General features: G+C 58.1%; 8 protein-coding genes. 6 read left to right on the forward strand and 2 right to left on the reverse strand.

The window, feature by feature from the left end; translation table 11 throughout:
* On the forward strand, nt 1-884 hold an 884-nt coding region (locus tag AWX27_RS12955), incomplete at its 5' end, for a c-type cytochrome (RefSeq protein WP_072270090.1).
* Between the two features lie 67 nt (nt 885-951).
* Here the strand turns inward: AWX27_RS12955 and AWX27_RS12960 are convergent.
* Nucleotides 952-2,328 carry an amino acid permease gene (locus AWX27_RS12960; RefSeq protein WP_004937488.1) on the reverse strand — a complete coding sequence of 459 codons (1,377 nt, stop codon included), beginning with the start codon at nt 2,326-2,328 and terminating at the stop codon, nt 952-954.
* A 631-nt stretch (nt 2,329-2,959) separates the two neighbouring features.
* Between AWX27_RS12960 and pdhR the strand changes: the two genes are divergently transcribed.
* The 5 genes from pdhR (at nt 2,960) to acnB (ending at nt 13,221) form a co-directional block, all read left to right on the forward strand.
* Entirely contained in the window at nt 2,960-3,724 is a 765-nt protein-coding gene (gene pdhR, locus AWX27_RS12965; RefSeq protein WP_004937490.1) for a pyruvate dehydrogenase complex transcriptional repressor PdhR, read from the forward strand.
* Between the two features lie 165 nt (nt 3,725-3,889).
* Entirely contained in the window at nt 3,890-6,553 is a 2,664-nt protein-coding gene (aceE, locus tag AWX27_RS12970) for a pyruvate dehydrogenase (acetyl-transferring), homodimeric type (RefSeq protein WP_025304233.1), read from the forward strand.
* A gap of 13 nt (nt 6,554-6,566) precedes the next feature.
* Entirely contained in the window at nt 6,567-8,450 is a 1,884-nt protein-coding gene (gene aceF / locus AWX27_RS12975; RefSeq protein ID WP_060422676.1) for a pyruvate dehydrogenase complex dihydrolipoyllysine-residue acetyltransferase, read from the forward strand.
* 233 nt (nt 8,451-8,683) lie between these two features.
* Nucleotides 8,684-10,108, forward strand: coding sequence for a dihydrolipoyl dehydrogenase (gene lpdA / locus AWX27_RS12980; protein ID WP_004937500.1), 1,425 nt, complete (start codon nt 8,684-8,686; stop codon nt 10,106-10,108).
* A 515-nt stretch (nt 10,109-10,623) separates the two neighbouring features.
* Complete coding sequence (gene acnB / locus AWX27_RS12985) at nt 10,624-13,221, forward strand: bifunctional aconitate hydratase 2/2-methylisocitrate dehydratase (RefSeq protein WP_060422679.1); 2,598 nt, start codon at nt 10,624-10,626, stop codon at nt 13,219-13,221.
* Between the two features lie 74 nt (nt 13,222-13,295).
* Here acnB and AWX27_RS12990 read toward each other — a convergent pair whose 3' ends face one another.
* The gene (locus AWX27_RS12990; RefSeq protein ID WP_064291158.1) at nt 13,296-13,586 is read right to left on the reverse strand and encodes a hypothetical protein; all 291 of its coding nucleotides are present in this window, start codon (nt 13,584-13,586) and stop codon (nt 13,296-13,298) included.
* Nucleotides 13,587-13,999 lie beyond the last annotated feature (413 nt).

The raw sequence follows: 13,999 nt of genomic DNA on the forward strand, positions 1-13,999 counted from the left end.
CGATGCCTTACACTTCGTACAAGGGCATGTCGCGTCAGGATGCCGACGACATCTATGCTTACCTGATGACGCGCCCGGCGGTGGACGTCGCCATTCCGGCCAACGAGATGCCGTTCCCGTTCAACCAGCGCATGGCGCTGATCGGCTGGAACCTGCTGTTCCGCAGCCAGGATCCGCTGCCGGCCAGTTCGCAGGGCAGTTCGCCGCAATGGCAGCGCGGCCGCTATCTGGCCGACGTGCTGGGGCACTGTGGCGAATGCCACACGCCGCGCGGCGCACTGGGGCAGATGGATCTCGCTAAGCCGATGCAGGGCGGCGATCTCGGCCGCTTCATGGCGCCGGACATTACGCCGCACGGCCTGGCGCAGCGCGGCTGGACGCCACAGGACGTCAGCCGCTTCCTCAGCACCGGCCTCGCGCCGCAGGGTTCCGCCTTCAGCGAGATGCACATGGTGGTGGATCTCAGCACCCGTCATTTAACGCCGGAAGACCACCAGGCGCTGGCGCTGTATCTGATGGGCGAGCAGCCGCCGGCGGCGGTGCCGGTGAAAATGGGCCAGGGCAGCGATGCCGGGCGCATGGCCTATTTGGATCAGTGCGCCGGGTGTCACGCGCGTGAAGGCGAGGGCAAACCGCACGTCGCACCGGCGATGCGCGATAATGCCACACTGCGCCAGGCAGACGGCAAGAACCTGATCGTGTCGGTGCTGGACGGCCTGCCGGCCCAGCAGTTCCCGAACGATGAAAGCATGCAGAGCATGCCGGGCTTCGGTGAGCGGCTGAGCGATGCCGAAGTGGCGGAGCTGGTGAATTACCTGCGCGTGACCTGGGGCGGCTTGCCGGCGGATATCACCGCCGAGCAGGTGAAAGCGCTGCGCAAGTAAGCGGCGTTCAGGCGAAAAAAATGGCCCGCATCTGCGGGCCATTTTATTTATTGTGCGGTCACGGGATTCAACGGCTGGTGACGCCGTCTACGCGTTGGCTGCGCTGTTTGATGGCGTAACCGACGGCCAGGATCGCCACCCATACCGGGATCAGCAGCACCGAGATTTGAATGCCCGGCGTCAGGTACATGATCACCAGGATGCCGGCCATGAACAGCAGGCACAGGTAGTTGCTGAACGGGTACCAGAAGGCTTTGAACTTCGGCACCACGCCTTCGCGGTTTTTGGCGGCGCGGAACTTCAGGTGCGCCAGGCTGATCATCGCCCAGTTGATCACCAGCGCCGATACCACCAACGCCATCAGCAGTTCGAAGGCGCGGCCTGGGATCAGATAGTTAATCAGTACGCACAGCGCGGTGGCGAGAGCGGAGATACCGATGGCCACCACCGGCACGCCGCGGCCGTCGACCTTCAGCAGGCTTTTCGGGCCGTTGCCCTGCTGCGCCAGGCCGTACAGCATGCGGCTGTTGCAGTAGACGCAGCTGTTGTACACCGACAGCGCGGCGGTGAGCACCACGATGTTCAGCACGGTCGCCACCAGGTTGCTGTTCAGCGCGTGGAAGATCAGCACGAACGGGCTGCCGCCTTCGACCACTTTGCCCCACGGGTACAGCGACAGCAGAATGGCCAGCGAGCCGATATAGAAGATCAGGATGCGGTAGATCACCTGATTGGTGGCTTTCGGAATGCTTTTTTGCGGGTTGTCGGCTTCGGCGGCGGTGATGCCGACCAGCTCGAGGCCGCCGAAAGAGAACATGATCACCGCCATCGCCATCACCAGGCCCATGACGCCGTTCGGGAAGAACCCGCCCTGCGCCCACAGGTTGGTGACGGTGGCCTCCGGGCCGCCCATGCCGCTGAACAGCAGGTAGGCGCCGAACACGATCATGCCGATAATCGCCACCACCTTGATGATGGCGAACCAGAACTCCATCTCGCCGTAAACTTTAACGTTGGCCAGGTTGATGGCGTTGATCGCCAGGAAGAACACCGCAGCGGAGACCCAGGTGGGGATCTCCGGCCACCAGTACTGCACGTAGATGCCGACCGCGGTCAGCTCCGCCATCGCCACCAGGACATACAGCACCCAGTAGTTCCAGCCGGAAGCGAAGCCGGCGAAGTTGCCCCAGTATTTGTAGGCGAAGTGGCTGAAGGAACCGGCAACCGGCTCTTCCACCACCATTTCCCCCAGCTGGCGCATGATCAGAAACGCGATGAAGCCGCCGATGGCGTAGCCGAGAAGCACTGACGGGCCGGCCATTTTTATTGTTTGAGCGATACCGAGAAATAACCCGGTGCCGATTGCGCCACCTAAGGCGATGAGCTGAATATGGCGGTTTTTCAGGCCGCGTTTCAGCTGGTCACCATGCTGTTGACCATCCATCAATCTAACCCTCTGTCGTTGCGAATGACCACATACCTGTAAAGCAGTGGTTACGATGTGTGTTTTGTTTTATTTACGGCGTTATAGCTATTAATTCCACGGCGCCGCTACCGTTTGGCAGAGAATAATGTTATGCGCGTCTGTTTGCACCTGCTTTGTCGTGTGAGTGATTAAGATTGCAGCAGTTTAGGAAACAAAATGCGGGTTGTGTGACGGCGGGGGGGATTCAGTGCATGAAATAAGCAACAAATCACATAATGCGCAAAAATAACGTAGATCCGAACGGCGGCGCGCGTTCAAATAATGAACGAACTCCCGTTGCGCTGCTCGCCAAATAGCCATTCATTAAAGCGTCATAACCATGCAATAAAACTCGGGCAAAAAGTTTGCACTCTGCCTTGCGTAAGGTTTGGTAAAAGTTAAATCCCCAACCCGGCGCGTAAATGGTAATACCATCACGGCGTTACCGGTTTGCAGCGGGGTTTTCAGCGGGGTGTTAAAATGTGCGGGTAACCTGATTTCGATCAAGGCCCGTATGGACAGGAGGTGAATACTTTGTTACTTTACCGTCACGTTTTTGAAATTGGTATTACCAATTGACTCCGCGCCATTCGCAGAGAAGAATTCACTCATGGCCTACAGCAAAATCCGCCAACCCAAGTTGTCAGATGTTATCGAGCAACAGCTCGAATACCTGATCCTCGAGGGGACACTGCGCCCAGGCGAAAAACTGCCTCCGGAGCGCGAGCTGGCGAAACAATTTGATGTCTCCCGTCCTTCTCTGAGAGAGGCCATTCAGCGCCTGGAAGCGAAAGGGCTGCTCCTGCGCCGTCAGGGCGGCGGCACCTTCGTGCAAACTAATCTGTGGCAGAGCTTCAGCGATCCGCTGGCCGAGCTGCTGGCCGACCATCCCGAATCACAGTTCGATCTGCTGGAAACCCGTCACGCGCTGGAAGGCATTGCCGCCTATTATGCGGCGCTGCGCGGCACCGATGAAGATCTGGCGCGCATCCGCGACTGCCATATCGTGATTCAACAGGCTCAAGACAGCGGCGATCTCGACGCCGAAGCCGATGCGGTCATGCAGTATCAAATCGCCGTGACCGAAGCTGCCCACAACGTTGTGTTACTTCACCTGCTACGCTGCATGGGGCCGATGCTGGAACAGAACGTGCGTCAGAACTTTGAATTGCTCTACTCGCGCCGTGAGATGTTGGCAAAAGTGAGCAGCCACCGCGCCGGAATTTTTGAGGCGATTGTGGCACGCGAGCCGGAAAAGGCCCGTGAAGCCTCGCATCGCCACTTGGCGTTTATCGAGGAAATCTTGCTGGATCTCAGCCGGGAGCATACTCGGCGCGAGAGATCGCTACGGCGTCTCCAGCAACGCAAGGATTAAGAGCTGTCCTCTTCAGGGTACACCAGCCTGCGGGGGTTAAGTTCGAGGTACTTAGTTAAGTACTTAAGCGGCAACTAAACTGATGGGCCTGTCTTCGTGTGTTTTTGCACAGAGCACAGGAAGACAGGCTCCAAACAAACCATTAGACAGATAAGGAATACCACCATGTCAGAACGTTTAAACAATGACGTGGATCCGATCGAAACCCGCGACTGGCTGCAGGCGATCGAATCGGTCATCCGTGAAGAGGGTGTTGAGCGAGCTCAGTTTCTGATTGATCAGGTATTGGGAGAAGCCCGCAAAGGCGGCGTTAACGTTGCGGCCGGTGCTGCAGCGCACAACTACGTCAACACCATCGCGGTAGAAGACGAACCGGCCTACCCAGGCAACCTGGATCTGGAACGCCGCATTCGCTCAGCGATCCGTTGGAACGCGATCATGACCGTTCTGCGCGCATCCAAAAAAGACCTGGAGCTGGGCGGCCACATGGCTTCCTTCCAGTCTTCCGCGACCTTCTATGAAGTCTGCTTTAACCACTTCTTCCGCGCACGCAACGAGAAAGACGGCGGCGACCTGGTGTACTTCCAGGGCCACATCTCTCCGGGCGTTTACGCGCGTGCCTTCCTTGAAGGCCGCCTGACCGAAGAACAAATGAACAACTTCCGTCAGGAAGTGCACGGCAATGGCCTGTCCTCTTACCCGCATCCTAAGCTGATGCCGGAATTCTGGCAGTTCCCGACCGTTTCCATGGGCCTGGGGCCAATCAGCGCCATCTATCAGGCGAAGTTCCTGAAATACCTGGAACACCGTGGCCTGAAAGACACCTCTGAGCAGACCGTTTACGCCTTCCTGGGCGACGGCGAGATGGATGAGCCGGAATCCAAAGGCGCCATCACCATCGCGACCCGCGAGAAGCTGGACAACCTGGTGTTCGTCATCAACTGCAACCTGCAGCGCCTGGACGGCCCGGTCACCGGCAACGGCAAGATCATCAACGAACTGGAAGGCATCTTCTCCGGCGCAGGCTGGCAGGTGCTGAAAGTGATCTGGGGCGGCCGTTGGGACGAACTGCTGCGTAAAGACACCAGCGGTAAACTGGTTCAGCTGATGAACGAGACCCTGGACGGCGACTACCAGACCTTCAAATCCAAAGACGGCGCTTACGTGCGCGAGCACTTCTTCGGCCGTTACCCAGAAACCGCGGCGCTGGTCAAAGATATGACCGACGACGAAATCTGGGCGCTGAACCGTGGTGGTCACGATCCGAAGAAAATCTTCGCTGCACTGAAAAAAGCGCAGGACACCAAAGGCAAACCGACCGTTATCCTGGCCCACACCATCAAAGGTTACGGCATGGGTGAAACCGCGGAAGGTAAAAACATCGCTCACCAGGTGAAGAAAATGAACATGGAAGGGGTTCACCACTTCCGCGATCGTTTCAACGTGCCGGTTGCCGATGCTGACATCGAAAAACTGCCGTACATCACCTTCGAGAAAGAGTCCGAAGAGTACAAATACCTGCACGAACGTCGCCAGGCGCTGAAAGGCTACGTGCCGACGCGTCTGCCGGAGTTCACTCAGAAGCTGGAAATGCCGGCGCTGGAAGATTTCAGCTCGCTGCTGGAAGAGCAGAACAAAGAGATCTCCACCACTATCGCCTTCGTGCGTGCCCTGAACGTGATGCTGAAGAACAAGTCGATCAAAGATCGCCTGGTGCCAATCATCGCCGACGAAGCGCGTACCTTCGGTATGGAAGGTCTGTTCCGTCAGATCGGTATCTACAGCCCGAACGGCCAGCAGTACACTCCGCAGGACCGTGAGCAGGTGGCTTACTACAAAGAAGACGAGAAAGGCCAAATCCTGCAGGAAGGCATCAACGAACTGGGCGCAGCCTCTTCCTGGCTGGCCGCAGCGACTTCCTACAGCACCAACGATCTGCCGATGATTCCGTTCTACATCTACTACTCGATGTTCGGTTTCCAACGTATCGGCGACCTGTGCTGGGCAGCGGGCGACCAACAGGCGCGCGGCTTCCTGATCGGCGGCACCTCGGGCCGTACTACCCTGAACGGCGAAGGTCTGCAGCACGAAGATGGCCACAGCCACATTCAGTCTCTGACCATCCCTAACTGCATCTCTTACGATCCGGCTTACGCGTACGAAGTGGCGGTGATCATGCACGACGGTCTGGTGCGCATGTATGGCGACAACCCGGAAAACGTGTACTACTACCTGACCACGCTGAACGAAAACTACCACATGCCTGCGATGCCGCAGGGTGCGGAAGAAGGTATCCGCAAGGGTATCTACAAGCTGGAAACGCTGGAAGGCAGCAAAGGCAAGGTACAGCTGCTGGGCTCCGGCGCCATCCTGCGCCACGTGCGCGAAGCTGCGCAGATCCTGGCGAAGGACTACGGCGTGGGTTCCGACACCTACAGCGTGACCTCGTTCACCGAACTGGCGCGCGACGGCCAGGATTGCGAGCGCTGGAACATGCTGCACCCAACCGAAACGCCACGCGTGCCTTACATCGCTCAGGTGATGAGCGACGCGCCGGCGGTAGCTTCTACCGACTACATGAAACTGTTCGCCGAACAGGTTCGTACTTATGTGCCGGCCAGCGATTATCGCGTACTGGGCACCGACGGCTTCGGTCGTTCGGACAGCCGCGAAAACCTGCGTCACCACTTCGAAGTCGATGCATCCTACGTGGTGGTTGCTGCTCTGGGTGAACTGGCTAAACGCGGTGAGATCGAAGCTTCTGTGGTTGCCGATGCAATCAAGAAATTCGACATCAACCCGGAAAAAGTTAACCCGCGTCTGGCCTAAGAGGTACTGAATAATGTCTATCGAAATCAACGTACCGGACATCGGTGCAGATGAAGTCGAAATCACCGAGATTCTGGTGAAGGTCGGCGATAAAGTTGAAGCGGAACAATCGCTGATCACCGTGGAAGGCGACAAGGCTTCCATGGAAGTGCCCTCCCCGCAGGCGGGCGTGGTGAAAGAGATCAAAGTGGCGGTCGGCGATAAAACCGAAACCGGCAAACTGATCATGATCTTCGAAGCGGCAGGCGCAGCGGAAGCTGCACCGGCGGCGAAAGCGGAAGAAAAACCGGCAGCAGCAGCAGCTGCCCCGGCCGCCGCTGCGGCCAAAGACGTTGCCGTGCCGGACATCGGCGCTGACGAAGTCGAAGTGACCGAGATCCTGGTGAAAGTGGGCGACAAGGTGGAAGCCGAGCAGTCCCTGATCACCGTTGAAGGCGACAAGGCTTCCATGGAAGTCCCTGCGCCGTTCGCGGGCACCGTGAAAGAGATCAAGATCGCGACCGGCGACAAAGTGAAAACCGGTTCCCTGATCATGGTGTTCGAAGTGGCCGGCGCCGCTTCCGCTGCGGCCCCGGCTGCGGCGCAAGCCCCTGCCGCCGATGCAGCACCTGCGGCCTCTGCGGCCAAAGACGTCGCCGTGCCGGATATCGGCGGTGACGAAGTCGAAGTGACCGAAGTGATGGTTAAGGTGGGCGACAAGGTTGCCGCCGAGCAGTCTCTGATCACCGTGGAAGGCGACAAGGCCTCTATGGAAGTGCCTGCACCGTTCGCGGGTACCGTGAAAGAGATCAAGATCGCGACCGGCGACAAAGTGAAAACCGGCTCCCTGATCATGGTGTTCGAAGTGGAAGGCGCTGCGCCTGCCGCTGCCGCCGCTCCAGCCGCTAAAGCGGAAGCTGCGCCGGCTCCGGCCGCCGCTAAAGCCGCCGCTCCGGCTGCGAAAGCGGATGACAAAGGCGAGTTCGCCGAGAACGCGGCATACGTGCACGCGACTCCGGTCATTCGTCGTCTGGCGCGTGAATTCGGCGTTAACCTGGCGAAAGTGAAGGGCACCGGTCGTAAAGGCCGTATCCTGCGCGAAGACGTTCAGACTTACGTGAAAGACGCAGTGAAACGCGCTGAAGCGGCTCCGGCTGCTGCCGGCGGCGGTCTGCCAGGCATGCTGCCATGGCCGAAAGTGGACTTCAGCAAGTTCGGCGAGATCGAAGAAGTCGAAATGGGCCGCATCCAGAAGATCTCTGGCGCGAACCTGAGCCGCAACTGGGTGATGATCCCGCACGTGACTCACTTCGACAAAACCGACATCACCGATCTGGAAGCGTTCCGCAAACAGCAGAACGAAGAAGCGGCCAAGCGCAAGCTGGACGTGAAGTTCACGCCTGTCGTGTTCATCATGAAAGCCGTTGCTGCCGCTCTGGAGCAGATGCCGCGCTTCAACAGCTCGCTGTCCGAAGACGGTCAGAAGCTGACGCTGAAGAAATACATCAACATCGGCGTGGCGGTAGATACCCCGAACGGCCTGGTGGTTCCGGTGTTCAAGGACGTGAACAAGAAGAGCATCACCGAGCTGTCTCGCGAACTGATGGCCATCTCCAAGAAAGCGCGCGACGGCAAGCTGACCGCGGGCGAGATGCAGGGCGGCTGCTTCACCATCTCCAGCCTGGGCGGCATCGGGACGACCCACTTCGCGCCGATCGTTAACGCGCCGGAAGTGGCTATCCTGGGCGTCTCCAAGTCTGCGATGGAGCCGGTCTGGAACGGTAAAGAGTTCATGCCGCGCCTGATGATGCCGATGTCGCTGTCCTTCGACCACCGCGTTATCGACGGTGCCGATGGTGCGCGCTTCATCACCATCATCAACAACATGTTGTCCGACATTCGCCGTCTGGTGATGTAATGCAAAAGGGGCGCAGCATGCTGCGCCCCTGACGATTCTGTAGCAGTTTTGTCGGATTTTGCACAACTCGACAAAATTGTTGAGACACGGGTCACTCGAACACGCTTTGCAGATTATTAACAATTCTGTAAACTGCTCGCGGTGTAAGCGTCCCGGTGGATGAAGGGCGTTATGAGATCGATTAGCAATAAAAATGACGTCTGACCCGCCGGACAATCAATTAAGAGGTCATGATGAGTACTGAAATTAAAACTCAGGTCGTGGTACTTGGGGCGGGCCCGGCAGGTTACTCTGCAGCCTTTCGTTGCGCTGACTTAGGTCTTGAAACCGTTCTGGTTGAACGTTATTCCACTCTGGGCGGGGTTTGCCTGAACGTGGGATGTATCCCTTCCAAAGCACTGCTGCACGTTGCCAAAGTGATCGAAGAAGCCAAAGCGCTGGCCGAACACGGCATCGTTTTCGGCGAGCCGAAAACCGACATCGACAAAGTGCGCGTCTGGAAAGAAAAAGTCATCACTCAGCTGACCGGCGGTCTGGCTGGCATGGCGAAAGGCCGTAAAGTGAAAGTGGTCAACGGCCTGGGCAAGTTCACCGGCGCTAACACCCTGGTTGTGGAAGGCGAAAACGGCCCAACCACCATCAACTTCGACAACGCCATCATCGCTGCAGGTTCTCGTCCGATCCAACTGCCATTCATTCCTCATGAAGATCCACGCGTGTGGGATTCTACCGATGCGCTGGAACTGAAAACCGTCCCAGAGCGTCTGCTGGTTATGGGCGGCGGCATCATCGGCCTGGAAATGGGCACCGTATACCATGCGTTGGGTTCACAGATCGACGTCGTTGAGATGTTCGATCAGGTTATCCCGGCGGCAGATAAAGACGTGGTGAAAGTCTTCACCAAACGTATCAGCAAGCAGTTCAACCTGATGCTGGAAACCAAAGTGACCGCGGTAGAAGCCAAAGAAGACGGCATCTACGTCACGATGGAAGGTAAAAAAGCGCCGGCAGAACCACAGCGTTACGACGCGGTGCTGGTGGCGATCGGCCGCGTGCCGAACGGCAAACTGCTGGATGCCGGCAAAGCCGGTGTTGAAGTTGACGAGCGTGGCTTCATCAACGTCGACAAACAGCTGCGCACCAACGTGCCGCACATCTTCGCTATCGGCGACATCGTCGGTCAGCCGATGCTGGCGCACAAAGGCGTGCACGAAGGCCACGTTGCCGCGGAAGTTATCGCCGGCATGAAGCACTACTTCGATCCGAAAGTGATCCCATCCATCGCTTACACCGAGCCGGAAGTGGCATGGGTGGGTCTGACCGAGAAAGAAGCGAAAGAGAAAGGCATCAGCTACGAAACCTCCACCTTCCCGTGGGCGGCTTCCGGCCGTGCGATCGCTTCCGACTGTGCAGACGGCATGACCAAACTGATCTTCGACAAAGAAACTCATCGCATCATCGGTGGCGCGATTGTCGGCACCAACGGCGGCGAGCTGCTGGGTGAAATCGGTCTGGCTATCGAGATGGGCTGCGACGCGGAAGACATCGCGCTGACCATCCACGCTCACCCGACCCTGCACGAATCCGTGGGCCTGGCGGCGGAAATCTACGAAGGCAGCATCACCGACCTGCCTAACCCGAAAGCCAAGAAGAAGTAATTCTGCTGGCTTGACCGGTTAACCAGCGGCTCCTGAAAAGGGGCCGTTTTTTTTTGCTCAAACTCAGAAAGCGGTATTTTTGTGGCCGCTGCGCCAAATTCCGATCCCCCTGCTTATATCCACTCTAACTATATGGATATAATGCCCTGCTAGTCCGGCAGCCGATTACGCTGCGCTCAACGATTCAGCAAAGATTTAATGTTGCTTTTATGTGAACGAATTAACAACCGTTTCAAATCCTGATATGCTGGCTGAGCGGAACCGGGCACTGTACCTTACAGTCCAGGACATCGACAGCAGTGCCCCGTCAGGATAGATGGCATCTATATCGCCGTGCGCTCTACCCATCAGTCTTTCATGCTGTAACGCTGTTTGACCGTGCTTGTTTGCCCCAATCACCGTTTCGGGGCCTTTACGGGCCGATCGCCTAGCCACAGAGTGAAACCCCAAGGGTATAAACCCGGTTTGCATATACGCCAGGCACAATAAATGACAATGAGAGCGAGGAGAACGTCGTGCTAGAAGAATACCGTAAGCACGTAGCCGAGCGTGCTGCTGAGGGCATCGCCCCTAAGCCGCTAGACGCCACCCAAATGGCCGCGCTGGTCGAACTACTGAAGAATCCGCCAAAAGGCGAAGAAGAATTCCTGTTAGACCTGCTGATTAACCGTGTTCCACCGGGCGTCGACGAAGCCGCCTACGTCAAAGCAGGTTTCCTGGCGGCCATCGCCAAAGGCGAAGCGACATCCCCCCTGGTTACCCCCGAGAAAGCCATTGAACTGTTAGGCACCATGCAGGGCGGCTATAACATTCACCCGCTGATCGAAGCGCTGGACAACGAAACGCTGGCGCCTATCGCCGCGAAAGCGCTGTCCCACACGCTGCTGATGTTCGACAACTTCTACGACGTGGAAGAGAAGGCCAAGGCCGGTAACCCACACGCCAAGCAGATCATGCAGTCCTGGGCCGACGCCGAATGGTACCTGTCGCGCCCTGAGCTGGCGGAAAAGATCACCGTCACCGTGTTCAAAGTCACCGGCGAAACCAACACCGACGACCTTTCCCCGGCGCCGGACGCCTGGTCGCGCCCGGACATCCCGCTGCACGCGCTGGCGATGCTGAAAAACGAACGTGAAGGCATCGTGCCGGATCAGCCGGGCAGCGTCGGCCCGATCAAACAGATCGAGCTGCTGAACAAGAAAGGCTTCCCGCTGGCCTACGTCGGCGACGTGGTCGGCACCGGTTCTTCCCGTAAATCCGCTACCAACTCCGTGCTGTGGTTTATGGGCGACGACATCCCGCACGTGCCGAACAAGCGCGGCGGCGGCGTGGTGCTGGGCGGCAAGATTGCGCCTATCTTCTTCAACACCATGGAAGATGCCGGCGCCTTGCCGATCGAAGTGGACGTGTCCGAGCTGAACATGGGCGACGTGATCGACGTTTACCCGTACAAAGGTGAAGTGCGCAACCACGAAACCGGCGCGCTGATCGCCAACTTCGAGCTGAAAACCGACGTGCTGCTGGATGAAGTGCGCGCCGGCGGCCGTATCCCGCTGATCATCGGCCGCGGCCTGACCACCAAGGCGCGCGAAGCGCTGGGTCTGCCGCACAGCGAGGTGTTCCGTATCGCCAAGCCGGTTGCCGCCAGCAGCAAAGGCTTCTCGCTGGCGCAGAAAATGGTCGGTCGTGCCTGCGGCGTCGCCGGCATTCGCCCTGGCGAGTACTGTGAACCAAAGATGACCTCCGTCGGTTCTCAGGACACCACCGGCCCGATGACCCGCGATGAGCTGAAAGACCTGGCCTGCCTCGGCTTCTCCGCCGATCTGGTCATGCAGTCGTTCTGCCACACCGCCGCGTACCCGAAACCGGTCGACGTGACCACGCACCACACGCTGCCTGACTTCATCATGAACCGCGGCGGCGTCTCGCTGCGTCCGGGCGACGGCGTGATCCACTCCTGGCTGAACCGCATGTTGCTGCCTGACACCGTCGGCACCGGCGGCGATTCCCACACCCGCTTCCCGATCGGCATCTCCTTCCCGGCCGGTTCCGGCCTGGTGGCGTTTGCCGCCGCGACCGGCGTGATGCCGCTGGATATGCCTGAGTCGGTGCTGGTGCGCTTCAAAGGCAAAATGCAGCCGGGCATCACCCTGCGCGATCTGGTGCACGCCATCCCTTACTACGCGATCCAGCAAGGCTTGCTGACCGTCGAGAAGAAGGGCAAGAAAAACATCTTCTCCGGCCGTATTCTGGAGATCGAAGGCCTGCCGGATCTGAAGGTTGAGCAGGCGTTTGAGCTGACCGATGCGTCCGCCGAACGTTCCGCCGCCGGTTGTACCATCAAGCTGGACAAGGCGCCGATCGAAGAGTACCTGAACTCCAACATCGTGCTGCTGAAGTGGATGATCTCCGAAGGCTACGGCGATCGCCGTACGCTGGAGCGCCGTATTCAGGGCATGGAAAAATGGCTGGCGGATCCGCAGCTGCTGGAAGGCGATGCGGATGCGGAATACGCGGCGGTGATCGACATCGATCTGAACGAGATCAAAGAGCCGATCCTGTGCGCGCCGAACGATCCTGACGATGCGCGCCTGCTGTCTGACGTGGCCAACAGCAAAATCGATGAAGTGTTCATCGGTTCTTGCATGACCAACATCGGCCACTTCCGCGCGGCCGGCAAGCTGCTGGATCAGCACAAGGGCCAGCTGCCGACCCGTCTGTGGGTGGCGCCGCCAACCAAGATGGACGCGGCTCAGCTGACCGAAGAAGGCTACTACAGCGTCTTCGGCAAGAGCGGGGCGCGCATCGAGATCCCGGGCTGTTCGCTGTGCATGGGCAACCAGGCTCGCGTGGCGGACGGTGCGACGGTGGTCTCCACTTCGACCCGTAACTTCCCGAACCGTCTGGGCACCGGTGCCAACGTCTATCTGGCGTCTGCCGAACTGGCTGCGGTTGCGTCCCTGCTGGGCCGCCTGCCGACGCCGGACGAGTACCAGACCTATATGGCGCAGGTCGACAAGACGGCGGCGGATACCTACCGCTATCTGAACTTTGACCAACTGGGGCAGTACACCGAAAAAGCCGACGGCGTGATCTTCCAGACCGCGGTTTAATTCAGCGTCAATCCCAAGCAGCGGGGCCCTTTCCAGGGCCCCGTTTTTTTTATTTTACGTTCAAAGCCTGCCCGCTATTTTTTGAATATTTCCACGTGGATATCTTTGTGATCGCTCTCTTGCCCGGTGGCGGAGATGATGCGATAGAAGCAGTCTTTCCCATCCAGCCCGCTGAGTTCATTACATTTCTTATCAACCTCTGAGGAAATATATTTATGGCCGACGGTAGGCACGCCGGTCTGCTGAATGGAGAGATCGCCGAGTTTGGTGTAGTTGGCGGATTCTTCAAGGGTGATTTGTTTGGCGGCGAACGCCGATGCAGAGAACATCATGCTCAGTGCGATAATGGAGGTTATGTATTTCATGGCACACATCCTGATCGTGGTGATAGGTATGAATGAGGTGAGAACACCTCTGGCCGCTGGTGAACATAATTAGAGCTCCTTATTTAAAAGCTAATCGATATTGAGGGGATGTCAATAAAGTCGCGTCGCGCCAGGAATCAGTAACTTATTTATTTTAAAGGGAAATCATAATCCCGATAAAATCGTGACATACATCTCCACGGTATCTACATGATTCAAATAAATAACCGGCGATCGGCGGATTGTCGGCCGACTTTTCGCATGGCGGGCATGCGCCGCGCGGTGATGAGGCACCGCTTCGCTTTCCTTGAGGGATCGCGGCCGGCGTCTTCCCATCGCCGCCGCAAGCCGCTATATTGCGCGCCGCCAAGGTTTTATTTTGCCGAGTTGCCAACTTTGCGAGCGCTCACTGA

Origin of the sequence: Serratia sp. 2880STDY5682894 (genome assembly GCF_001537385.1) — a bacterium.
Taxonomy (GTDB): Bacteria; Pseudomonadota; Gammaproteobacteria; order Enterobacterales; family Enterobacteriaceae; genus Serratia; species Serratia nevei.

Bases quoted from the DNA above. Each gene is read 5' to 3' on its own strand.
- AWX27_RS12960 (WP_004937488.1), bottom strand. From the start codon at position 2,328: ATGGATGGTCAACAGCATGGTGACCAGCTGAAACGCGGCCTGAAAAAC.
- aceE (WP_025304233.1), top strand. From the start codon at position 3,890: ATGTCAGAACGTTTAAACAATGACGTGGATCCGATCGAAACCCGCGAC.
- AWX27_RS12990 (WP_064291158.1), bottom strand. From the start codon at position 13,586: ATGAAATACATAACCTCCATTATCGCACTGAGCATGATGTTCTCTGCA.
- pdhR (WP_004937490.1), top strand. From the start codon at position 2,960: ATGGCCTACAGCAAAATCCGCCAACCCAAGTTGTCAGATGTTATCGAG.
- lpdA (WP_004937500.1), top strand. From the start codon at position 8,684: ATGAGTACTGAAATTAAAACTCAGGTCGTGGTACTTGGGGCGGGCCCG.
- aceF (WP_060422676.1), top strand. From the start codon at position 6,567: ATGTCTATCGAAATCAACGTACCGGACATCGGTGCAGATGAAGTCGAA.